This window comes from Alterinioella nitratireducens, from assembly GCF_013155465.1.
GTDB lineage: Bacteria > Pseudomonadota > Alphaproteobacteria > Rhodobacterales > Rhodobacteraceae > Alterinioella > Alterinioella nitratireducens.
This window is the reverse complement of sequence record NZ_JABJVX010000002.1, coordinates 198,867-219,928: the sequence shown is the minus strand read 5'-3', so window position 1 is coordinate 219,928 and position 21,062 is coordinate 198,867. Positions and strand designations below refer to the sequence as shown.

At 62.7% G+C, this 21,062-nt stretch carries 20 protein-coding genes; 12 read left to right on the top strand and 8 right to left on the bottom strand.

Going from position 1 to position 21,062, the window contains the following annotated elements; translation table 11 throughout:
- Window positions 1-115 precede the first annotated feature (115 nt).
- Both HNS34_RS04225 and secB read left to right on the top strand, forming a co-directional pair.
- Complete coding sequence (locus HNS34_RS04225) at window positions 116-583, top strand: FxsA family protein (RefSeq protein ID WP_172318346.1); 468 nt, start codon at window positions 116-118, stop codon at window positions 581-583.
- A gap of 54 nt (window positions 584-637) precedes the next feature.
- Window positions 638-1,147, top strand: a complete 510-nt coding sequence (gene secB, locus HNS34_RS04220; RefSeq protein ID WP_172318344.1) for a protein-export chaperone SecB — start codon at window positions 638-640, stop codon at window positions 1,145-1,147.
- A 52-nt stretch (window positions 1,148-1,199) separates the two neighbouring features.
- Here secB and dnaQ read toward each other — a convergent pair whose 3' ends face one another.
- The 4 genes from dnaQ to HNS34_RS04200 are packed head-to-tail and all read right to left on the bottom strand — an operon-like array spanning window position 1,200 to window position 3,902.
- On the bottom strand, window positions 1,200-1,889 hold the full coding sequence (dnaQ, locus tag HNS34_RS04215; RefSeq protein ID WP_172318342.1) for a DNA polymerase III subunit epsilon: 690 nt from the start codon (window positions 1,887-1,889) through the stop codon (window positions 1,200-1,202).
- Window positions 1,889-2,476 carry a dephospho-CoA kinase gene (gene coaE / locus HNS34_RS04210; protein ID WP_172318340.1) on the bottom strand — a complete coding sequence of 196 codons (588 nt, stop codon included), beginning with the start codon at window positions 2,474-2,476 and terminating at the stop codon, window positions 1,889-1,891. The genes dnaQ and coaE overlap by 1 nt, the downstream gene beginning before the upstream one ends.
- Window positions 2,473-3,309 (bottom strand): shikimate dehydrogenase, encoded by an 837-nt coding sequence (locus tag HNS34_RS04205; RefSeq protein ID WP_172318338.1) that lies wholly within the window; start codon window positions 3,307-3,309, stop codon window positions 2,473-2,475. Before HNS34_RS04205 ends, coaE begins: the two co-directional genes overlap by 4 nt.
- Window positions 3,306-3,902, bottom strand: a complete 597-nt coding sequence (locus tag HNS34_RS04200) for a Maf family protein (protein WP_172318336.1) — start codon at window positions 3,900-3,902, stop codon at window positions 3,306-3,308. Before HNS34_RS04200 ends, HNS34_RS04205 begins: the two co-directional genes overlap by 4 nt.
- A 416-nt stretch (window positions 3,903-4,318) precedes the next feature.
- Here HNS34_RS04200 and hemJ point away from each other — a divergent pair, with 416 nt between their 5' ends.
- The 7 genes from hemJ (at window position 4,319) to HNS34_RS04165 (ending at window position 11,696) form a co-directional block, all read left to right on the top strand.
- Entirely contained in the window at window positions 4,319-4,777 is a 459-nt protein-coding gene (gene hemJ / locus HNS34_RS04195) for a protoporphyrinogen oxidase HemJ (RefSeq protein WP_172318334.1), read from the top strand.
- A gap of 136 nt (window positions 4,778-4,913) precedes the next feature.
- Window positions 4,914-6,203 carry a transcription termination factor Rho gene (rho, locus tag HNS34_RS04190; RefSeq protein ID WP_172318332.1) on the top strand — a complete coding sequence of 430 codons (1,290 nt, stop codon included), beginning with the start codon at window positions 4,914-4,916 and terminating at the stop codon, window positions 6,201-6,203.
- A 23-nt stretch (window positions 6,204-6,226) separates the two neighbouring features.
- Window positions 6,227-7,516, top strand: coding sequence for a tRNA uridine-5-carboxymethylaminomethyl(34) synthesis GTPase MnmE (gene mnmE, locus HNS34_RS04185; RefSeq protein WP_172318330.1), 1,290 nt, complete (start codon window positions 6,227-6,229; stop codon window positions 7,514-7,516).
- 1 nt (window position 7,517) lies between these two features.
- The gene (mnmG, locus tag HNS34_RS04180) at window positions 7,518-9,392 is read left to right on the top strand and encodes a tRNA uridine-5-carboxymethylaminomethyl(34) synthesis enzyme MnmG (protein ID WP_172318328.1); all 1,875 of its coding nucleotides are present in this window, start codon (window positions 7,518-7,520) and stop codon (window positions 9,390-9,392) included.
- Window positions 9,389-10,006, top strand: coding sequence for a 16S rRNA (guanine(527)-N(7))-methyltransferase RsmG (gene rsmG, locus HNS34_RS04175; RefSeq protein WP_172318326.1), 618 nt, complete (start codon window positions 9,389-9,391; stop codon window positions 10,004-10,006). The genes mnmG and rsmG overlap by 4 nt, the downstream gene beginning before the upstream one ends.
- Before the next feature lie 4 nt (window positions 10,007-10,010).
- On the top strand, window positions 10,011-10,790 hold the full coding sequence (locus tag HNS34_RS04170; RefSeq protein ID WP_172318324.1) for a ParA family protein: 780 nt from the start codon (window positions 10,011-10,013) through the stop codon (window positions 10,788-10,790).
- Between the two features lie 12 nt (window positions 10,791-10,802).
- Window positions 10,803-11,696, top strand: coding sequence for a ParB/RepB/Spo0J family partition protein (locus tag HNS34_RS04165; protein ID WP_172318322.1), 894 nt, complete (start codon window positions 10,803-10,805; stop codon window positions 11,694-11,696).
- Here the strand turns inward: HNS34_RS04165 and hemW are convergent.
- The 3 genes from hemW to rph are packed head-to-tail and all read right to left on the bottom strand — an operon-like array spanning window position 11,693 to window position 14,164.
- Entirely contained in the window at window positions 11,693-12,841 is a 1,149-nt protein-coding gene (hemW, locus tag HNS34_RS04160; RefSeq protein ID WP_172318889.1) for a radical SAM family heme chaperone HemW, read from the bottom strand. The genes HNS34_RS04165 and hemW overlap by 4 nt on opposite strands.
- Window position 12,842: 1 nt before the next feature.
- Window positions 12,843-13,451: an RdgB/HAM1 family non-canonical purine NTP pyrophosphatase gene (rdgB, locus tag HNS34_RS04155; protein WP_172318320.1), complete on the bottom strand. Its 609-nt coding sequence runs from the start codon at window positions 13,449-13,451 to the stop codon at window positions 12,843-12,845.
- A complete protein-coding gene (gene rph, locus HNS34_RS04150; protein WP_172318318.1) occupies window positions 13,451-14,164 on the bottom strand; it encodes a ribonuclease PH in 714 nt (237 codons plus the stop codon). The genes rdgB and rph overlap by 1 nt, the downstream gene beginning before the upstream one ends.
- A gap of 123 nt (window positions 14,165-14,287) precedes the next feature.
- On the opposite strand from rph, the gene hrcA reads away from it, so the two are divergent.
- Together hrcA and HNS34_RS04140 are read left to right on the top strand one after the other, a co-directional pair.
- On the top strand, window positions 14,288-15,352 hold the full coding sequence (hrcA, locus tag HNS34_RS04145; RefSeq protein ID WP_172318887.1) for a heat-inducible transcriptional repressor HrcA: 1,065 nt from the start codon (window positions 14,288-14,290) through the stop codon (window positions 15,350-15,352).
- Between the two features lie 11 nt (window positions 15,353-15,363).
- Window positions 15,364-15,966 carry a nucleotide exchange factor GrpE gene (locus tag HNS34_RS04140; RefSeq protein ID WP_172318316.1) on the top strand — a complete coding sequence of 201 codons (603 nt, stop codon included), beginning with the start codon at window positions 15,364-15,366 and terminating at the stop codon, window positions 15,964-15,966.
- On the opposite strand, the gene mutS is transcribed toward HNS34_RS04140, so the two are convergent.
- Window positions 15,963-18,602 carry a DNA mismatch repair protein MutS gene (gene mutS / locus HNS34_RS04135; RefSeq protein WP_235952615.1) on the bottom strand — a complete coding sequence of 880 codons (2,640 nt, stop codon included), beginning with the start codon at window positions 18,600-18,602 and terminating at the stop codon, window positions 15,963-15,965. The genes HNS34_RS04140 and mutS overlap by 4 nt on opposite strands.
- Before the next feature lie 181 nt (window positions 18,603-18,783).
- On the opposite strand from mutS, the gene HNS34_RS04130 reads away from it, so the two are divergent.
- Window positions 18,784-21,048: an NADP-dependent malic enzyme gene (locus HNS34_RS04130; protein ID WP_172318314.1), complete on the top strand. Its 2,265-nt coding sequence runs from the start codon at window positions 18,784-18,786 to the stop codon at window positions 21,046-21,048.
- Window positions 21,049-21,062 lie beyond the last annotated feature (14 nt).

The window sequence follows — 21,062 nt, the reverse complement described above, 5'->3', positions numbered from 1 at the left end:
TCTCGGTTGTGGCCTTACATATTCGGACCAATCACACATATGTAGGCACGGGGGACGGGCAAGTCCATGTGGCAGAGCCGCGAGTTTCCGCCCTTTTGGCCAGAAAGGAACGCATATGTGGCTGTTTTTTCTTTTCGTCGGTGTGCCGATCCTCGAGATCGCCCTGTTCATCCAGGTCGGCGGCTGGCTTGGCCTGTGGCCGACGCTGGCCATCGTGGTCGCCACGGCGTTTGCAGGCACGATGATGGTGAAGTCGCAGGGCGCACAGGCATTGGCGAAATTGCAGCGCAGTTTCAATGACCTGACCGACCCGACCGAGCCGCTGGCCCATGGCGCGATGATCCTGTTTTCCGGCGCGCTCTTGCTGACGCCGGGGTTTTTCACCGACGCGCTTGGCTTTGCGCTGCTGTTTCCGGGCGTGCGCCGTTTCGTGATGCGCCAGATCGGCAAGCGGATCGAGGTCCGCTCGGTCGTGTCAGGGCAGGAGCGCTGGCGCGCGCGGCCCGACGACGATGTGATCGACGGCGACTACGAGGTCGAGGGGAGCGAGCGGCGCGGCCCCACGGACCTGACCAGGCATTGAGGCCCCCAGACGGGTCTGGTAAACCGCGCCATGAACATTTGATGGGAGAGCCTGATGGCCGAAGAAAACGGGGCCGAAAGCCCGGAAACCACCGCCGGGCAGGATGCGCCGGTGATGCCGAAGATGCAGATCCTGGGCCAGTTCGTCCGCGATCTGTCCTTCGAGAATATCGCCGCACAGAAAGGCGTGCAGGGCAATACGCAGCCCGAGGTGCAGATGCAGATCGGCGTCGAGGGGCGCAAGCGTCAGACCGAGAACCAGTATGACGTGGTGATCAAGCTGAAGATCGACAGCAAGACCAAGGAAGACAACCAGCAGATTTTCCTGATCGAGATGGAATACGCCGGGATCTTCCAGATCGAGAACATCAAGCAGCAGCAGTTGCACCCGTTCCTGCATATCGAATGTCCGCGGATGCTGTTTCCTTACGTCCGGCGCATCGTGTCCGACGTGACCCGCGATGGCGGTTTCCCGGCGCTAAACCTCGACAATGTCGATTTCATCCAGGTTTACCGCAACGATCTGGCCCGCCGCGCGCAGGCCAAGCCGCACGCCGACGCCTGAAGCATGTCGCTCAAAAGTGGGAACCGGTTTTGAGCCTCTCGGACATGCGACTCTAAGACCGGTTCCAGACAGCGCCGTCGCCCAACTCGTCTACAAAGGCGGCATGGGCGGCGGCTTCTTCTTCTGTAAGACGGGATGGCAGCGGGGTCGGACGGGGCCGGGGGCGCCAGCTCTCGGTATCCTGTCCTAGCCCCTGATCGCGGCTGCGTGTGTTCAGCACCAAACCCGGTTGCCGACCGCCGATCAGTTCCAGATAGACCTCGGCCAGGATCTCGGAATCGAGCAGTGCGCCGTGCTTCTCACGCGCGGAATTGTCGATCCCGAAGCGACGGCAGAGCGCATCGAGGGATGCGGGCGAGCCGGGGAATTTCTTGCGCGCGATGGCCAGCGTGTCCAGCGCCTGGGTGTCGGGCAGCTTGCGCAATTTCGCCCATTCCAGCTCGGCGTTCAGGAACTTCATGTCGAAGCCCGCATTGTGAATGACCAGCTGCGCGTCGCCGACGAAATCCAGAAACTCCTGTGCGATGGCGCGGAAGACCGGCTTGTCGCGCAGGAATTCATCGCCCAAGCCATGGACCGCAAAGGCCGATTCCGGCATCGCCCGCTCGGGGTTGATATATTGGTGATAGACCCGGCCCGTGGGCATGTGGTTGAGCAACTCAACCCCCCCGATCTCGACGATCCGGTCGCCTTCTGCCGGTTCGAACCCCGTGGTTTCGGTATCCAGAACGATCTGCCGCATCACATGCCTTTCGTCAGGTTGTCGATCAACGCATCCACCTTCTGCCGCGTCACGTCACGGTCGTAGGTTTCGATAACATAGTCTGCCCGTTGCCTTTTTTCACGATCCGGAACCTGGCGGGCGAGGATCGAAGCGAATGTCTTTTCGGTCATGCCGGGCCGCTCCAGCACGCGGCGGCGCTGTTCCGTGGCATCGACCGAGACCACAAGAACCGCGTCCATCGCATCCGCCGCGCCGGTTTCATAGAGCAAGGGGATATCGAGGACCACCAGCGGGGCATCGGAATGCGCCGCCAGGAAATCGGCGCGGTCCTGCGCGACGAGGGGATGCACGATGGCCTCGATCTGTTTCAGGGCCGTGTCGTCACGCGCCATCCAATCCTTGAGCGCCCCGCGATCCACGGCACCGTCCGTCACCGCCTGGGGGCAGATTTCGGCGATCTCGGGCCCCGCCGCGCCACCCGCCTGATAGAGGCGATGCACCGCCGCGTCAGCATCCCAGACCGGCACACCGGCGCGGCGAAAGAAATTGGCCGTGGTCGTCTTGCCCATCCCGATGGAGCCGGTGAGACCCAGGACAAAGCTCATTCCTGCCCCAACATCACCGCGCGCAATTCGTCGTCAACCTCGGGCTTCTTGCCGAACCAGCGCTCGAAACCGGGGGCCGCCTGATGCAGCAGCATTCCCAAGCCATCGACAACATGGCAGCCGATCGCAGCCGCATCGCGCAGGAGGTCGGTTTCCAGCGGGTTATAGACAATATCGGCCACGACCGTGCGCGGGTAGAGATTGTCGAGGTTGATATGCAGCGGCTGGCCGCCCGCCATGCCAAGCGAGGTGGTATTCACAAGAAACGCCGTGTCGGGCAACACATCGGGAATGCGGGTCCAGTCCGTGACCTGCACCCGCGCGCCGAAATGCTGGTGCAGCGCGTCGGCGCGGCTGCGGGTGCGGTTGACCAGGAAGATATGCGGGCATCCCTCGGCCAGCAGGGTGCAAACAATCGCCCGCGCCGCGCCGCCGGCACCCAGGACCAGCGCGGCCCCCTCGTCGGCGCGCCAGCCGGGGGTGTATTGTTTCACGTTCTCGATAAAGCCCGCGCCGTCGGTATTATCCGCCTGCAAACGCCCGTTCGCCGTGAAGGTCAGCGTGTTCGCCGCCCCGATCAGCGCCGCGCGGTCGGTCACGCCATCGGCGATCTGCAACACGGTTTCCTTGTGCGGGATGGTGACGTTGACGCCGGAAAACCCAAGTTCCGGCAACAGGCGCAGCGTTTCATGCAGATTGTCGCGCGTTACATGCAGCGGCACGTAATGCCCGTCTATGCCATAGCGATCCAGCCAATGGCCATGCAACCGGGGCGAGCGGCTATGCGCGATCGGATCGCCGATCACACCGGCAAGCAGCAATTTGTCACTCATCCCTCGATCACCCCCCTCTGGGTCAGGTAACCGATCAGCTCCAGCAATGGCAAACCCAGAACGGTGAAATAGTCGCCCTCGACCCGCGAGAAGAGGCGCACGCCCTCCTGCTCCAGCTTGTAGGCCCCGACGGAATCGGCGATGCCGGGCCAGTTGCGGCTCATGTATTGGGCGATGTAGTCGTCGCTGAGGTTGCGCATTTCCAGCCGGACCTGGCCGACATGCCGCCAGACAGGTTGTTCGTTCTCGTAGATCACAACGGCGGAGTGCAGCTTGTGGCTGTGGCCGCGCAGTTCGATCAGTTGCGAAATCGCGGCCTCCACGTTCTTGGGTTTGGAAAGCAGCTTGCCACGAAATTCCAGCACCTGATCGCAGCCGATCACCATCGCGTCGGCGTGTTTCTGTGAGACCTTGCGGGCTTTGTATTCGGCCAGGGCATCGGCGATGTCATGCGGCGTGGCCCCCTCCTGAAGCATCGCGGCCTTGATCGCCGCCTCGTCGATCCGGGCGGCCTGCGTCTTGAACCGGATCCCCGATTGCTTGAGCAGCGACTGACGGACCTCGGACGCCGTGGCGAGGATGAGCGCAGGCATTGGATAACTCTCTGAACAAGTCACGGGAAAACCGCTTGGATGGGATCTGTATAACTGCGCGATTCAGCGAAATCCACGGAAGTTGGCCGGGTTATGCCGCTTTTGCGCGGGAGTTACCCTTGGGGGCAATCGTCGCACCGGGACCGGTGAAGAAACCGGGGCCCCGCGTGAGTCGGCCACAGGTTTTCAACAGATTGATCCGGCATGGTTCTTGAATATTTCCTTTTAGTATCAGTGTTATAAGTAAATTGATCCAAGATTGATCAGATTTGCCTGGATCTCGGATGCCCTGTGGACAGGTCTGTGCAGCGATACGGCCAAACCGAGTTATCCCTGTTATCCAGAGGCCCAACAACAACAACATCTTTTCTTTCTTAAATATTTATTATTGAAGAGGGACAGTGAAGGAGTGTGACATGATCGGTGAATATCTGGCCGCGGCCTACCCCTGGACCAAGAGCTTGCATGTCATCTCGGTCATCGCCTGGATGGCCGGGTTGTTCTACCTGCCGCGTCTCTTCGTCTACCACGCGGAGAAGGTCGGAGCCGGCACCGAAACCGACGCCCTCTTTCAGACCATGGAATACCGTCTGCTGCGCGCGATCATGAACCCGGCGATGATCGCCACCTGGGTGTTTGGCCTCGGCCTGGTCTTCACGCCCGGTGTTGTCTACTGGGGCGATGTCTGGCCCTGGACCAAGGCGGCGGCGGTGTTGGTGATGACCTGGTTCCACCATTGGCTGGCCTGGCGCCGCAAGGACTTCGCCAAGGGGGAAAACACCCGTTCCGGGCGCAGCTACCGGATCTGGAACGAGGTGCCGACCGTGTTGCTGATCGTCATCGTTGTCTCGGTCATCGCGCGGCCTTTCTCCTGAGACGGTTGACTTTGCGCCCAAGCGGCCTTAACTCGCGGGTCAACGGGGCCGTCCGGCCCATGTTGTTTCCCATTGAAACCTGCTCCATTGGCGCGCCGATACCCGGCTGAGCCATGCGAGGGACGAGATTATCCGCATGACAATTGACGAGCTTGAGCCCATCGAACAACTGAATCTGGCTGACCTGAAAGCCAAGTCTCCCAAGGATCTTCTGGCGATGGCCGAAGAGCTGGAGATCGAGAACGCCTCGACCATGCGCAAGGGCGACATGATGTTCTCGATCCTCAAGGAGCGGGCCGAGGATGGCTGGGAAATCTCGGGCGATGGTGTGCTTGAGGTTTTGCAGGACGGGTTCGGCTTCCTGCGCTCGCCCGAAGCGAACTACCTACCCGGCCCCGATGACATCTATGTCTCGCCCGAGATGATCCGCAAACACAGCTTGCGCACCGGTGACACGGTTGATGGCGTGATCAACGCCCCGCGCGAGAATGAGCGCTATTTCGGGCTGGTGAAGGCCACCAAGATCAACTTCCAGGATCCCGAGCAGGCCCGCCACAAGATCAACTTCGACAACCTGACGCCGCTTTACCCCGATGAGCGGTTGCAGATGGAAACGGCGGACCCCACCACCAAGGACCGTTCGGCCCGGATCATCGACCTGGTCGCGCCCATCGGCAAGGGCCAGCGCTGCCTGATCGTGGCGCCGCCGCGGACGGGCAAGACGGTGCTATTGCAGAACATCGCCCATTCGATCGAGCAGAACCATCCGGAATGCTACCTGATCGTGTTGCTGATCGACGAACGGCCGGAAGAAGTCACCGACATGCAGCGCTCGGTGAAGGGTGAAGTCGTTTCCTCCACCTTCGATGAGCCCGCGACCCGTCACGTGGCCGTGGCCGAGATGGTGATCGAAAAGGCGAAACGCCTGGTCGAACACAAACGCGACGTTGTGATCCTGCTCGATTCGATCACCCGCCTGGGGCGCGCCTTCAACACGGTCGTTCCGTCCTCGGGCAAGGTTTTGACCGGTGGTGTCGATGCCAACGCGTTGCAACGGCCCAAGCGGTTCTTCGGCGCCGCGCGGAATATCGAGGAGGGCGGATCGCTGACCATCATCGCCACCGCGCTCATTGATACCGGCAGCCGCATGGACGAGGTGATCTTTGAAGAGTTCAAGGGCACCGGCAACAGCGAGATCGTGCTGGATCGCAAGGTCGCCGACAAGCGTGTTTTCCCGGCCATGGACATTCTCAAATCCGGCACGCGGAAAGAGGATCTGCTGGTCGATAAGGCTGACCTGCAAAAGACCTTCCTGCTGCGCCGTATCCTGAACCCGATGGGCACCACGGATGCAATCGAGTTCCTGATCTCGAAGCTCAAACAGACCAAGACAAACTCGGATTTCTTCGATTCGATGAACAGCTGACCGAACGGTCGGAGGCCCCCGCAATGGACACGATCTATGCCCTGGCCACCGCGCCGGGCAAAGCTGGCGTCGGGGTGATCAGGATTTCAGGTGAACAGGCGACCCGGATCGGGCAGGCCCTGGCCGGGTCGCTGCGCGCCATCGGGGCCGCGCGGCTGCGCGTCTTGCGGGACGGGGCAGGCGGGCATCTGGACGATGCGCTTGTGATCCGCTTCGCGGCCCCGAACAGCTTCACTGGCGAGGATGTGGTCGAGTTCCAGACCCATGGCAGCCCGGCGACGATCAAGGCGGTTCTTGGAGCGATTGAGGCGACGGGTCTGGCGCGACTGGCGGAACCGGGAGAGTTCACCCGTCGCGCGCTTGAGAACGACCGGATGGACCTGGCGCAGGTCGAGGGACTCGCCGATCTGCTGGATGCCGAGACCGAGGCGCAGCGGGTGCAATCCTTGCGCGTGCTCTCCGGGGCCTTGGGCGATCTTGTAGAAGACTGGCGCGCCGACCTTCTGCAGGCGGTGGCTTTGCTGGAAGTGACGATCGATTTCGCGGATGAAGAGGTGCCGGTCGACGTGGCCCCTGAGGTGCTGGAACTGATCGGCAGGGTGGGTGCGTCACTGCATCGCGAGATTGCAGGCGTCGAGGTGGCAGAGCGCATTAGAGATGGGTTCGAGGTTGCGATCCTTGGCGCACCGAACGCTGGAAAATCCACACTTCTCAATATGTTAGCTGGTCGTGAGGCGGCCATTACCTCGGATGTCGCGGGCACCACGCGCGATGTGATTGAGGTGCGCATGGATTTGCGCGGCCTGCCCGTGACGTTTCTGGATACCGCCGGATTGCGCGAGTCGAGCGACGTGGTTGAACGGATCGGGATCGAGCGTGCCCGCGCCCGGGCCGAAGCGGCCGATCTCCGCGTTTTCCTGAAGTCCGAGCGAGATGAAGTGCCGCCAATTCCCTTGCGGAAAGAGGATTTGGTTCTGCAAGGCAAAGCTGATAAATACCCCGATCTGGGGGATGGAATCTCCGGTTTGACAGGCGCGGGGGTGGACCGGCTGATCGACACGCTCGCGGCGAGACTTGAGGCGCGGACGGCGCGTGCGGCAACCGCGACCCACCTGCGCCATGCCCAGGCAATGATTGGGGCGGTTACTGCGTTGGAGGCGGCGCAGGCTGAAGTTCAGGCCGGGTCGGAGCGGACAGAGTTGGCGGCGGAGCAGTTACGACACGCGGTGCGGCGCCTGGATGCCCTGATCGGGCGAATGGATGTTGAGACGGTGTTGGGCGAGATCTTCTCGCGCTTCTGTCTCGGGAAATGAGGTGTTTCACGTGAAACATTCGGATTTCGATGTTGTGGTGATCGGCGGCGGCCATGCCGGTGCAGACGCGGCGCATGTTGCTGCGCGGGCCGGTGCGCGGGTTGCTTTGCTGACGCTGCGCGCCGATGCGATTGGCGTCATGTCCTGCAATCCGGCCATTGGCGGCTTGGGCAAAGGCCATCTGGTGCGTGAGATTGACGCGCTTGGCGGCGCCATGGGACGGGTGGCGGATGCGTCTGGTATCCAGTTCCGGCTGCTCAATCGTCGCAAGGGTCCGGCAGTGCAGGGGCCACGGACGCAATCGGATCGCAAGCTTTATAAACAGGCGATGCAAGCCGAGCTTTCCGGTCTCGACGGCCTGACGGTGATCGAAGGAGAGGCCGCCGATTTCCTGATGGATGGGGACCGCGTTCGCGGTGTTCGGCTTGCCGACGGCTCGGAAATTCGGGCAGGAGCGGTGGTTCTGACCACCGGGACTTTCCTGCGCGGTGTCATCCATATCGGCGATGAACAACGGCCCGGTGGCCGGATGGGCGACAAGCCCTCGGTCCTGCTGGCCGAGCGGATCGACAGTTTTGACCTGCCGCTTGGGCGTTTGAAAACGGGGACGCCGCCACGACTGAACGGGCGCAGCATCAACTGGGACGTGCTGGACAGCCAGTCGGCCGATGATGATCCGGTGATGTTCTCGTTCCTGTCCAACGGACCGCAGGTTCGCCAGATCGCCTGCGGCATCACCCACACGAACGCGCAAACACATGAGATCATCCGCGATAACCTCGCGCGCTCGGCCATGTATGGTGGGCATATCGACGGTGTCGGCCCGCGCTATTGCCCCTCGATCGAGGATAAGATCGTGCGGTTCGCCGACAAGGATTCCCACCAGATTTTCTTGGAACCGGAAGGGCTGGATGATGACACGATCTATCCGAACGGAATATCCACGTCGCTGCCCGTTGATGTTCAGGAGGCCTATGTTCGCTCGATCACTGGTCTGGAAGCGGCCGAGATCCTGCAACCGGGTTATGCGATTGAATACGATTACGTCGATCCCCGCGCCCTGACGCCTGAATTGCAGGTCAAGGATGTGCCGGGTCTCTATCTTGCGGGGCAAATCAACGGGACAACCGGATATGAGGAGGCCGCCGCGCAGGGGTTGGTCGCGGGCTTGAACGCCGCGCACGAGGCGCTCGGGCGCGACCCGGTGCAGTTCAGCCGCGCGGAAAGTTATATTGGCGTGATGATCGACGATCTCGTGACGCGGGGGGTTTCCGAACCCTACCGCATGTTTACTTCCCGCGCCGAATTTCGTCTGACCTTGCGCGCGGACAATGCGGATCAGCGTCTGACGCCCCTGGCCATGGCACTTGGGCTCGCCAGCCCGGAGCGAATTACGCGGTTCGAGGACAAGATGGATCGGCTGGCCAAGGGCTATGACGTGATGCGCGGGCAGCGCGTCACGCCGTCAGAGGCCCGCAAACACGGGCTGAACGTCAATCAGGATGGACAGAGGCGCACGGCATTGGAGTTGTTGGGCTTCCCGGATATCAAGATGGATGACCTTGCGGCGATCTGGCCCGAGGTGGACGCGCTGGATGTGGAAACCAAGGCACAGCTTTCGCGGGAGGCCCTCTACGCCAGTTATATCGAACGCCAGAAATCCGATGTCGCCGCCTTGAAGCGGGATGAGGCGCACCGGATTCCGGAGGGGTTCGTTTATGACGGGATTGACGGGCTGTCGAATGAATTGCGCGGTAAACTTGCACGGATTCAACCGCAAACGCTGGGGCAGGCGGGGCGGATCGACGGGATGACCCCCGCGGCGCTGACCTTGTTGCTGATGAAACTGCGCCAGGCGGAGCGCAGGCGCGCATGACGGATGACGCGGCGAAGGCGTGGTTCGCGGCCCATGTTTCACGTGAAACACTGGAGCGCCTGCAGATCTACGCCGAGGAGTTGATGAAATGGCAAAAGGCGATCAATCTCGTCTCAGCCAGCACCTTGCCCGATCTCTGGACGCGCCATTTCCTGGATTCGGCGCAGATTTTCGCCCTTGCCGATGGGAAAACGGGTCATTGGGTCGATATCGGCTCCGGTGCCGGCTTCCCCGGCCTGGTCTGTGCCGCAATGGCAGGCCCCGAGATGCACTTCACCTTCATCGAATCCGACCTGCGCAAGGGCAGCTTCCTGAACAGCACCGCGACGAAGATGGGGGTGAAGATAAGGGTTCTCTCGCAACGGATCGAAGACGCCGCGCCACAAAACGCCGACATCCTCAGCGCCCGTGCCCTGACCTCATTAAGCGGGCTTTGCGCCTTCGCGGAGCGACATCTTGCCCCTGACGGTGTTGCGCTCTTCCTAAAGGGGGCAACACATGCAAAGGAAATCGAGGAAGCACTTGAGGCCTGGACGATGAAGATGGACAGTCTTCCCAGTCGGACGGCCGATGGGGCCGTGATTCTGAAAATCGGAGAGATCAGCCGTGCCTGAACCCATGCGCCCGCGCTGCATTGCCATCGCCAACCAGAAGGGCGGGGTGGGCAAGACGACCACAGCCATCAACCTGGGCGCTGCCCTTGCTGCCGAAGGCCAGCGCGTGTTGATCATCGACCTGGACCCGCAGGGCAACGCCTCCACGGGTTTGGGAATTGACGCGGATCAGCGAAACTATACCACCTATGACCTGCTGATCGAGGGCATGGCCCTGCAGGAAATCGTGCTGCCGACCGAGGTGGAAGACCTCTGGATCGCGCCTGCGACGACCGATCTGAGTTCCGCAGATGTGGAGCTTGTGGCCAATGAAAACAGGGTTTTCCTGCTGAAGGACGCGCTTGCGCCCGAGTTCTTGCAGGGGTTCGACATCGTCCTGATGGATTGCCCGCCGTCGCTGAACCTTCTCACCGTCAATGCGATGGCCGCCGCCGATGCGGTTCTGGTGCCGCTCCAGACCGAATTCTTTGCGCTGGAAGGACTGTCGCAACTGATGATGACCATCCGTGAGGTGCGGCAATCGGCCAATCCCCGGCTGCGCATCGAGGGCGTCGTGCTGACCATGTTCGACATGCGCAACAATCTCTGCCGTCAGGTCGAAGAAGACGCGCGCGCGAACCTGGGGGAGCTGGTCTACGAGACGCGGATTCCGCGCAATGTCCGGCTCAGCGAAGCGCCGTCCTACGCGATGCCGATCCTGCAATACGATCCAAATTCGCGCGGCAGCGAAGCCTACATTAGCCTGGCGCGAGAGGTTCTTTCGCGGCAGTTGCAACCCGCCTGACAGGAGAAGACCATGGCAAATCGAGACAGACGCGGGCTTGGGCGGGGATTGTCGGCGCTGATGGCGGATATTCCGCAGGGCGATACTGAAGCGCCGACCCCGGATGCGCCGCGTCGCGCGGATATGCAGGTGCCAATCGAACGCGTGCGCCCGAACCCCGATCAGCCGCGCCGCGCTTTCACACAGGAAGCCTTGGAGGAACTGGCCGCGTCAGTGCGCGAGAAGGGGATCATCCAACCGCTGATCGTGCGCCCCGATCCTGACGCCGAGGGGCATTTCCAGATTGTTGCGGGCGAACGCCGCTGGCGGGCGGCGCAGATGGCGCAACTGCACGAAATACCGGTGATCGTGCGGGAGTTCGACGATACGGAAGTCCTGGAAGTCGCGATTATCGAGAACATCCAGCGCGCCGACCTAAACCCGATCGAGGAAGCAACGGGCTATCGCCAGTTGATGGAGCGGTTTGACCAGACCCAGGAACACCTGGCCAACGCGATGGGCAAAAGCCGGTCGCATATCGCCAACCTGATGCGGCTCCTGTCGCTGCCCGACGAGGTGCAGACGATGCTGCGCAACAGCCAGCTTTCGGCGGGCCATGCGCGGGCCTTGATCGGTCGAGACGATGCGGTTGACCTGGCGCGTGAGATTGTGCGCAAGGGCCTGTCGGTTCGCGATGTCGAGACCCTGACACGGAAAAAGAAGAAAGCCGATACAGGCGGCGGTCGAACTGGTGCACGGCCCGAAAAGGATGCCGATACTGTCGCGTTGGAGGGCGATCTGAGCGCCGCCATTGGCAAGCCCGTGACCATCGACCATGACGCGGAGAGCGGCAGCGGTCATGTGAAGATCCGCTACACGGATCTGGCGCAGCTGGACGATATCATCCAGATCCTGAACCGCGGCTAGGCCAGAAGTTCCCGCAAGATCGCGTTCAATACGGGGCGGCCCTGATCCGTGGCCGCAATTCGATCCTTCGTGACGGTCAGGAAGCCATCATCCTGAAGCCAGGCCAGCGCACCCTCAGGCAATCCCGCGCCGTTCAGTGCCTCGAATCGACTGCGGGAGCTGCCTTCGCGCAGGCGCAGGCTCATCATCAGGTATTCGACCGCCTGATCGGCGGGTGTAATCACCTCTGTTGACGCCGTTCCGGTGCCGGTCGTCTCCACCTGGATGAGCCAGGTCAATGGGGCGAGGGCGGTTTCGGTGGCGTGACGACCGCTTGCATCCGTGAGCCGCCCATGCGCGCCGGGACCAATCCCGATGTAGTCTCCACCGCGCCAATAGATCAGGTTGTGGCGGCTTTCGGCCATGTCGCGGGCATAGTTCGAGATCTCGTATCCGCCCATACCGGCGGCCTCGCACAGCTCCTGCGTGACGAAATACATTGCCGCGGCATCATCATCGGGCGGCAGGCCGCGCAACCCCCCGCGCGCGTGTCGATCCCCGAAGGCCGTGCCGTCCTCGATGGTCAGCTGGTAGAGCGACAGGTGATCTATCGCCATATCGAGAGCCTGATTCAGCTCCCGCCGCCAATCCTCGATCCGCTGATCCTGACGGGCATAGATCAGGTCGAAACTGACCCTGTCAAAGAGGTTACGGGCGGTGTCATAGGCCGCCAGCGCCTCGGCCACGCTGTGCAGTCGCCCAAGCCGCTTGAGATCCGGATCGTTCAGCGCCTGAATACCCATCGAGATGCGATTGACGCCCGCGTCGCGATACCCGGCAAAGCGTCCTGCCTCGACGGACCCAGGATTGGCCTCAAGCGTGACCTCGAAACTGTTGGATAGGGGCCAGGTTAGCCGAATCTCTTCAAGAATCGCGTGAACCAGATCGGGATTCATCAGGGAAGGGGTGCCGCCTCCAAAAAAAACCGTATCGAGATGGCGGCCCCTGGTGATCTCTCCATAGCGGCGGATTTCGGACAGGTAGGCGCGTTGCCACCGATCCTGGTCTATATGGGCCGAGACATGGCTGTTGAAATCGCAATAGGGGCATTTCGACTGGCAGAAGGGCCAATGAAGGTAGAGGCCGAACCCGCCCTCGGGCTGCATTTCAGCGGTCAAGTGCCGCCACCAGTTTGCGGAAGGCATCGGCGCGGTGGCTGATCCGGTTCTTCTCGTCCCGATCCATCTCTCCGAAAGTCGTAACATAGCCTTCTGGTTGGAAAATCGGGTCATACCCATGACCCTGATCGCCGCGCATGGGCCAGACCAGTTCGCCCTTCATCACGCCGGGAAAGACTTCATCATGGCCATCGGGCCAGGCCAGGACCAAGGTGCAGCAAAACCGCGCGGTATGCGGGGCGCGGACACCCGACGCGACCAGCCTCTCATGCGTCTTGGTCATGGCCATGACGAAGTCGCGGCCCGTAGGCGTCTCGGCCCAATCGGCGGTGTAGACACCGGGCGCGCCATCCAGGGCGTCGATCTCGATCCCGGAATCGTCGGCCAGCGCGGGCAGGCCGGTGGCCTTCGCGGCGGCATGTGCCTTGATGCGGGCATTCTCCACAAAGGTAGTGCCGGTTTCCTCTGGTTCGGGCAGCTCATGGGCCTTGGCGGATGTCACCGTGATGCCGAGCGGATGGAGGAGATGTGCAATCTCCTCCAGCTTGCCCTCGTTATGGGTCGCAATCAGCAAGGTATCGCCGGTAAAGCGCCGCATCAGGTAGTGGCCGCTTTCTGTGCCACAACCAGCTCGGCCACGCCTTTCTCGGCCAGGCCCATCAATTCCAGAAACTGATCCTTGCCAAAGGTCGCGCCCTCTGCGCTGGCCTGAAGCTCGATCATCCGGCCCGCGCCGGTCATGACGAAATTGCCGTCGGTCCCGGCCTCGCTATCCTCGTCGTAATCCAGGTCCAGCACCGATTGTCCGGCATAGATGCCGCAGGACACTGCGGCGACGTGATCGGTGATTGGGTCCGAGATCACGTCACCCGCCTTCATCAGCTTGTTCACCGCAAGGCGCAGCGCGACCCAACCGCCGGTGATTGCCGCGCAGCGGGTGCCGCCATCGGCCTGGATGACATCGCAATCGACCGTGATCTGCCGTTCGCCAAGCGCCACCCTGTCGATGCCGGCGCGCAGAGACCTACCTATAAGACGTTGAATTTCCTGTGTTCTTCCGGATTGCTTACCGGCGGAGGACTCACGCCGCATCCGCGTATGCGTGGCGCGCGGCAGCATCCCGTATTCCGCCGTCACCCAGCCCTGGCCGGTGTTGCGCAGGAAGGGCGGCACGCGTTCCTCAAGCGAGGCGGTGCAAAGCACCTGGGTGTTGCCGCATTTGATCAGGCAGGAGCCCTCGGCATAGCGCGGCACATCGGTTTCAATGGAAATCGGACGCATCTGGTCTAGGTTTCGGCCGGAGGGGCGCATATCTGTCTCCCGATAGGGTTGGTTTGGACCGGGGATAGACCCACGCCCGGCCCACACGCAACCCCGATTGACCTTGCGGGCACGACCCCGCTTAATAACCCGGACCTGACCCGGCCCGAAATGATGACAGAAACCACCAAGATCCTTGCCGAAATGAACGACCGCTCCCGCGAGGTGTTCCGCCGCGTGGTCGAAGGCTATCTGGATACCGGCGCGCCGATGGGGTCACGCACGCTGACCCGCAGCCTGTCCGAGAAAGTGTCGGCCGCCACGGTGCGCAATGTCATGCAGGATCTGGAATATATGGGCCTGCTCGGCAGTCCGCATGTCTCGGCCGGTCGGGTTCCGACGCAGCTTGGCCTGCGGATGTTCGTCGATGGCTTGCTGGAGGTCGGCGACCTGACCAGCGATGACCGGAAGCGGCTGGATGACACGCTTGGCGACAACACGGCGGATGTGACGCATAAGCTGGACCGGCTCGGCTCGGCCCTGTCGGGTGTGGCGCAGGGGGCCAGCCTTGTCCTGACGCCCAAGCGCGAGGCCCCGATCCAGCATGTCGAATTTGTCTCGCTTTCCCCCGAACGTGCGTTGGTGGTGCTGGTCTTTGCCGATGGCCATGTCGAGAACCGTGTTTTCAGGCCGCCCCCCGGTCAAACCCCAAGCTCGATGCGCGAGGCGGCGAATTTCCTGAACGCATTGGCCGCGGGCAAGACCGTGACCGAATTGCGCCGCGCGATGGAGACCGAGGTGCAGGCGCGCCGACAGGAAATCGACAGCCTGGCGCGCGAATTGATCGAGAGCGGTGCCGCCATGTGGGTGGATGAAGGCGACCGGACCGAGCGGCTGATCGTGCGCGGGCGGTCCCATCTGCTTGATTCGGGGCCCGAGACGGAGGAGCTGGAGCGTATCCGCACCCTCTTCGACGATCTTGAGCGCAAACGCGATATCGCCGAGTTCCTCGAACTGACCGAGGAAGGCGACGGTGTGCGCATTTTTATCGGGTCGGAGAACAAACTTTTCTCACTTTCGGGTTCCTCTCTGGTGGTTTCCCCATATATGAACGCTGATCGAAAGATCATCGGAGCGGTCGGGGTCATAGGCCCCACGCGGCTGAACTACGGTCGCATCGTTCCGATAGTGGATTACACGGCACAACTGGTCGGAAAGCTGATTGCCGACCAGGGATAAGAGGCAATGGCATGGCTGAACCGAAAGACGATACGTTCCTGGACGACCCCGAGGCCATAGAGGCCGAGATCGAGGCGGCCCTCGAAGGCGAGGAGGCGGCGCTTGATGGCGGCAAGGAGACGGTCGACATCACCGAGGATCAGGGCCCGTCCGAGCTGGAACTGATGCGCGCCGAGCGTGACGAGATGAAGGACCGGCTGCTGCGGGTTCTGGCGGAATCGGAAAACGTGCGCAAACGCGCCGACCGGGACCGGCGCGAGGGTGAGCAATATGGAGGCTCGAGACTGGCCCGCGATCTGCTGCCGGTTTACGACAACCTTTACCGCGCGCTGCAATCGGCGAAGGAAAAGGAAAATGAGGCCGCAACCGCGGTGATCGAGGGCGTGGAACTGACTTTGCGCGAATTGCTCAACGTCTTCTCCAAGCACGGCGTGTCGCCGCTGGTGCCCGAGGTGGGGGACACGTTCAACCCGCAGGAGCATGAGGCGATGTTCGAGGCGCCGCTGCCCAACACCAAGAAGGGCGAAATCATCCAGGTGATGGCCGTGGGCTTCATGCTGCATGACCGCCTGCTGCGCCCGGCACAGGTCGGCGTCTCGTCGAACCCCGGTTAATCGCCGGACAGCTCTTTCAGCTCATAGATCAAATCCAGCGCATCCCGCGGTGAAAGCGTGTCGGGATGGATGGATTTGAGCCGGTCGAGCAGGGGCGAGGGCTTGGACGGGGCAGGGGGCGGTGCCTGCACGGCAGAGAAAAGCGGCAAATCGTCGATCAGCGCCTTTTGCCGTTCACCGCCCTCGCGCTCGCCCTTTTCCAGCGCCTCCAGCACCGATTGCGCACGTGAAACAACCGCCTGCGGCAGGCCCGCCAGTTTCGCCACCTGCACACCGTAGGAGCGGTCCGCACCGCCGGGGCGCACCTCGTGCAGGAAAATCACGTCACCCTCCCATTCCCGCACGGCGACGGTGGCATTCTCGACCCCCTTCATGCGGTCGGCAAGCGACGTCATCTCGTGGTAATGCGTGGCAAAAAGCGCGCGGCACTTGTTCACGTCATGCAGGTGTTCCAGCGTCGCCCATGCGATGGAGAGGCCGTCATAGGTCGCCGTGCCGCGCCCGATTTCATCCAGGATCACAAGCGCCCGGTCATCGGCCTGGTTCAGGATCGCGGCGGTCTCGACCATCTCCACCATGAAGGTGGAGCGCCCCTGCGCCAGGTCGTCCGACGCGCCCACGCGGCTGAAGACCTGGCTGACAAGGCCGATGGTGGCGTTGGAGGCCGGCACATAGCTGCCCATCTGCGCGAGGATGGCGATAAGGGCGTTCTGCCGCAGATAGGTCGATTTACCGGCCATGTTGGGGCCGGTCAGAAGGATCAGCGCGGCCTCGTCCACCTGCGCGGAAAGCTGGCAGTCATTGGTGATGAAGGGCTCACCCGACTTTTGCAGGCTGCGTTCCACGACGGGATGCCGCCCGCCCGCGATCACGAAATCGCGGCTGTCATTCACGACCGGTCGGACCCAGTTTTCCTCCCGTGCGAGCGTTGCCAGCGCGCTGGCAAGGTCGATCTCCGCGAGGGCGCTGGCGGCGGTGCTGACGGCCTCATGCTGGTCCAGAACGGCCTGCTTTAGAGACTGAAACAGGGACTTCTCGATTTCCAGCACCCGGTTTCCCGCGTTCAGGATGCGGGTCTCGATCTCGGACAGGTCTACGGTCGTGAACCGCACCTGGTTGGCGGTGGTCTGGCGATGGATGAAGCGTTCGGACAGCGGCGGCGACAGCATCTTCTGCGCATGCGTGGCCGTGGTTTCGATGAAATAGCCCAAGACGTTGTTATGCTTGATCTTGAGCGAGGTTATCCCCGTCGCCTCGATGAATTCGGCCTGCATCCCGGCGATCACGCCGCGCCCCTCGTCGCGCAGCCGCCGGGTCTCGTCCAGTTCCGCGTGATAGCCGCTGGCGATAAAGCCGCCGTCCCGCGCCAGAAGCGGCGGTTCGGCGATCAGCGCGCTTTCGAGCAGCGCGATCAGGGTGTCATGGCCCGCCAGCCCCGCGCTTGCCTCGGCCAGCAGCGGGGGCAGGTCGGTCCTTTCCAGCATCTTGTGCAGTATCCGCGCCTCGATCAGCCCATTTCGGATCGCGGCAAGGTCACGCGGGCCGGCCCGATCCAGCGACAGGCGCGACAGGGCGCGGTCCATGTCGGGCACCCGGCGCAGGGCGTCGCGCAGATCCTCGGCGATCCGGTCCTGATCCTGAAAGAACCCGATGGAGTCGAGTCGTCCCTGGATCACGTCCGCCTGCGTCGAGGGGCTGGAGAGCCGACGTTCCAGCAACCGCGCCCCGGCGGCGGTGATCGTCCGGTCAATCGTGGCGAGCAGCGATCCCGCACGGCCCCCCGCCAGCGCCGAGGTCAGCTCCAGATTGCGCCGGGTCGCCGCGTCGATCTGCATCATCCGCCCCGGGACCTGACCCACGGGCGGGCGCAGGAGCGGCAGGTTTCCTTTCTGCGTGATCTCCAGGTAATCGACAATCGCACCCATGGCCGAAAGGTCCGCGCGGCTGAACTGCCCGAAGGCATCGAGCGATTTCACCTGAAACAAAGACTGAATCCGTGTCTCCGCAGACCGGCTGTCGAAACTGGCGGGCGAGAGCGGGGCGATCGCGGCGCCGGTCTCCTCCAGCACCTGCATCGCGGCCTGATCCAGCCCGTCGGCGACCAGAACCTCCCGCGCGCCAAGCCGGGCAAGCTCTGGCCCCAACCGTACCAGCGGGCAGGCCATCACGTGAAACGCGCCGGTGGAAATGTCCGTCCAGGCCAGCGCGCCGTCACCGCGAATATCCGCGTAAGCCGCCAGGAAATTGTGGCGACGTGCCTCAAGCAGGCTGTCCTCGGTCAAGGTGCCGGGGGTGACCAGCCGGACAACTTCGCGCCGGACCACGGATTTGGATCCGCGTTTCTTGGCCTCCGCCGGGTCTTCCATCTGTTCGCAAACCGCAACGCGAAACCCCTTGCGGATCAGGGTCAGGAAATACCCCTCGGCGGAATGGGCGGGCACACCGCACATCGGAATATCCTCGCCCTGGTGCTTGCCGCGCTTGGTCAGCGCGATATCCAGCGCCTCGGCGGCGGCGACCGCATCGTCAAAGAACATTTCGTAGAAATCGCCCATCCGGTAGAACAGAAGCGCATCGCGATGCTGCGCCTTGATCTCCAGAAACTGCGCCATCATCGGCGTCACTTGTGCGTTCATCCCCGCCCCCTGGCCCGTTCCGCGAAGTCTACAAATTGTGGCGGGCGGGTGAAAGACCGCAATCCGAGCGGGCGGCTTTAAGGTTGTGGATGAAAGACATCCTGAAACAGCTTTGTTGAGATAGCGCGCGCGGGGCGGTATCACTCGACCGCTGAGCCCCGAAAAAGGATGCACCGGACCCATGGCGACAAAGTCGAAAATCACCCGCGAAGAGGCGCTGTCCTATCACTTGGAGCCGCGCCCCGGCAAGATCGACATCCAGGCCTCGGTGCCGATGACGACGCAGCGCGACCTGAGCCTGGCCTATTCCCCTGGTGTGGCGGTGCCGTGCGAGGCCATCGCCGAGAACCCGGAATGTGCCTATGACTACACCTCCAAGGGCAACATGGTCGCCGTGATCTCGAACGGGACCGCGGTTCTGGGCCTTGGCAACCTGGGCGCGCTGGCTTCCAAGCCGGTGATGGAGGGCAAGGCGGTCTTGTTCAAGCGCTTCGCCGACGTGAACTCCATCGACATCGAGCTGGACACCGAAGACCCGGAGGCCTTCATAAACGCGGTGCGCCTGATGGGGCCGAGCTTTGGCGGCATCAACCTTGAGGATATCAAGGCCCCCGAATGCTTCATCATCGAGCAGACGCTCAAGGAACAGATGGACATCCCCGTCTTTCACGACGACCAGCACGGCACGGCGGTGATTTGCGCCGCCGGTCTGATCAACGCGCTGCATCTCAGCGGCAAGAGGATCGAGGAGGTGAAGATCGTCCTCAATGGGGCAGGTGCCGCCGGGATCGCCTGCCTGGAGTTGCTGAAGGCGATGGGTGCGCGGCACGACAATTGCATCATGTGCGACACCAAGGGCGTCATCTACCAGGGCCGCACCGAGGGCATGAACCAGTGGAAATCGGCCCATGCCGTCAAGACCGAGGCGCGCAGCCTGGAAGAGGCGATGACGGGGTGCGACGTGTTCCTGGGCGTTTCCGCCAAGGGCGCGGTGACGCAGGAGATGGTGAAATCCATGGCCGACAACCCGGTCATCTTCGCCATGGCCAACCCGGACCCCGAGATCACACCCGAAGAGGCGCATGAGGTCCGCGCCGACGCCATCGTGGCAACGGGCCGCAGCGATTACCCCAACCAGGTCAACAACGTGCTTGGTTTTCCCTATCTCTTCCGCGGCGCGCTGGACATCCATGCCCGCGCCATCAATGACGAGATGAAGATCGCCTGCGCCGAGGCGCTCGCCGAACTGGCCCGCGCCGATGTCCCCGACGAGGTCGCGGTGGCCTATGGCCGCAAGCTGACCTTCGGGCGCGACTACATCATCCCCACGCCCTTCGACCCAAGGCTGATCTACACCATCCCGCCCGCCGTGGCGAAGGCGGGGATGGATACCGGCGTTGCGCGGCGGCCCATCGTGGATATGGACGGGTATGCACATTCGCTGCAGGCCCGGATGGACCCGACCGCCTCGATCCTCAGCGGCATGTATTCCCGTGCCCGCAAGGCGCAGGCGCGGATGATCTTTGCCGAGGGCGACGATATCCGCGTGCTGCGCGCCGCCGTCGCCTATCAGCGCAATGGTATGGGCAACGCGGTTGTCGTGGGGCGCGAGGCGCAGGTGCGCGAGATGCTGGAGACGGTGGGCCTTGGCGATGCCGCGCGCGAGTTGGAGATCGTGAACGCAGCCAACACGCGGCATCTGGAAAGCTACAAGTCGTTCCTCTACCAACGCCTGCAACGCAAGGGGTTCGACAGCCAGGACATCCACCGGCTGGCCGCGCGCGACCGGCATGTCTTTGCCTCGCTGATGCTGGCGCATGGGCATGGGGATGGGTTGGTGACGGGGGCGACGCGGAAATCGGCGCATGCGCTTGGGCTGATCGGACATGTATTCGACGCCAAGGCCGAGGATGGCGCGGTGGGTGTCACGGCCCTGTTTCACAAGGGGCGGATCGTTCTGATCTGCGACACACTGGTGCATGAATGGCCGAGCGCCGAGGATATGGCGCTGATCGCGCGGCGCGGGGCCGCCGTGGCGCGGGGCCTTGGAATCGAGCCGCGCGTGGCCTTTGTCAGCTTCTCGACCTTCGGCTATCCGGTGTCCGAGCGGGCCGAGAAGATGCACCAGGCACCTGCCGTTCTGGACCGAATTGGCGTTGATTTTGAATATGATGGCGAGATGACGGTGGATGTGGCGCTGAACCAGAAAGTCTTGGACAATTACCCGTTCAGCCGCCTCACCGGCCCCGCCAATGTGCTGGTGGTCCCGGCGCGGCATTCGGCCTCGATCTCGGTGAAACTGATGCAGGAGATGGCGGGCGCGACGGTGATCGGGCCGATCCTGACGGGGCTGGATCACCCGGTGCAGATCTGCTCGAACGTCTCCACCGCGAATGACATTTTGAACATGGCGGTGATGGCGGCGTGTGAGATCGGGCGACAATAAGGCGCGAAAACGGG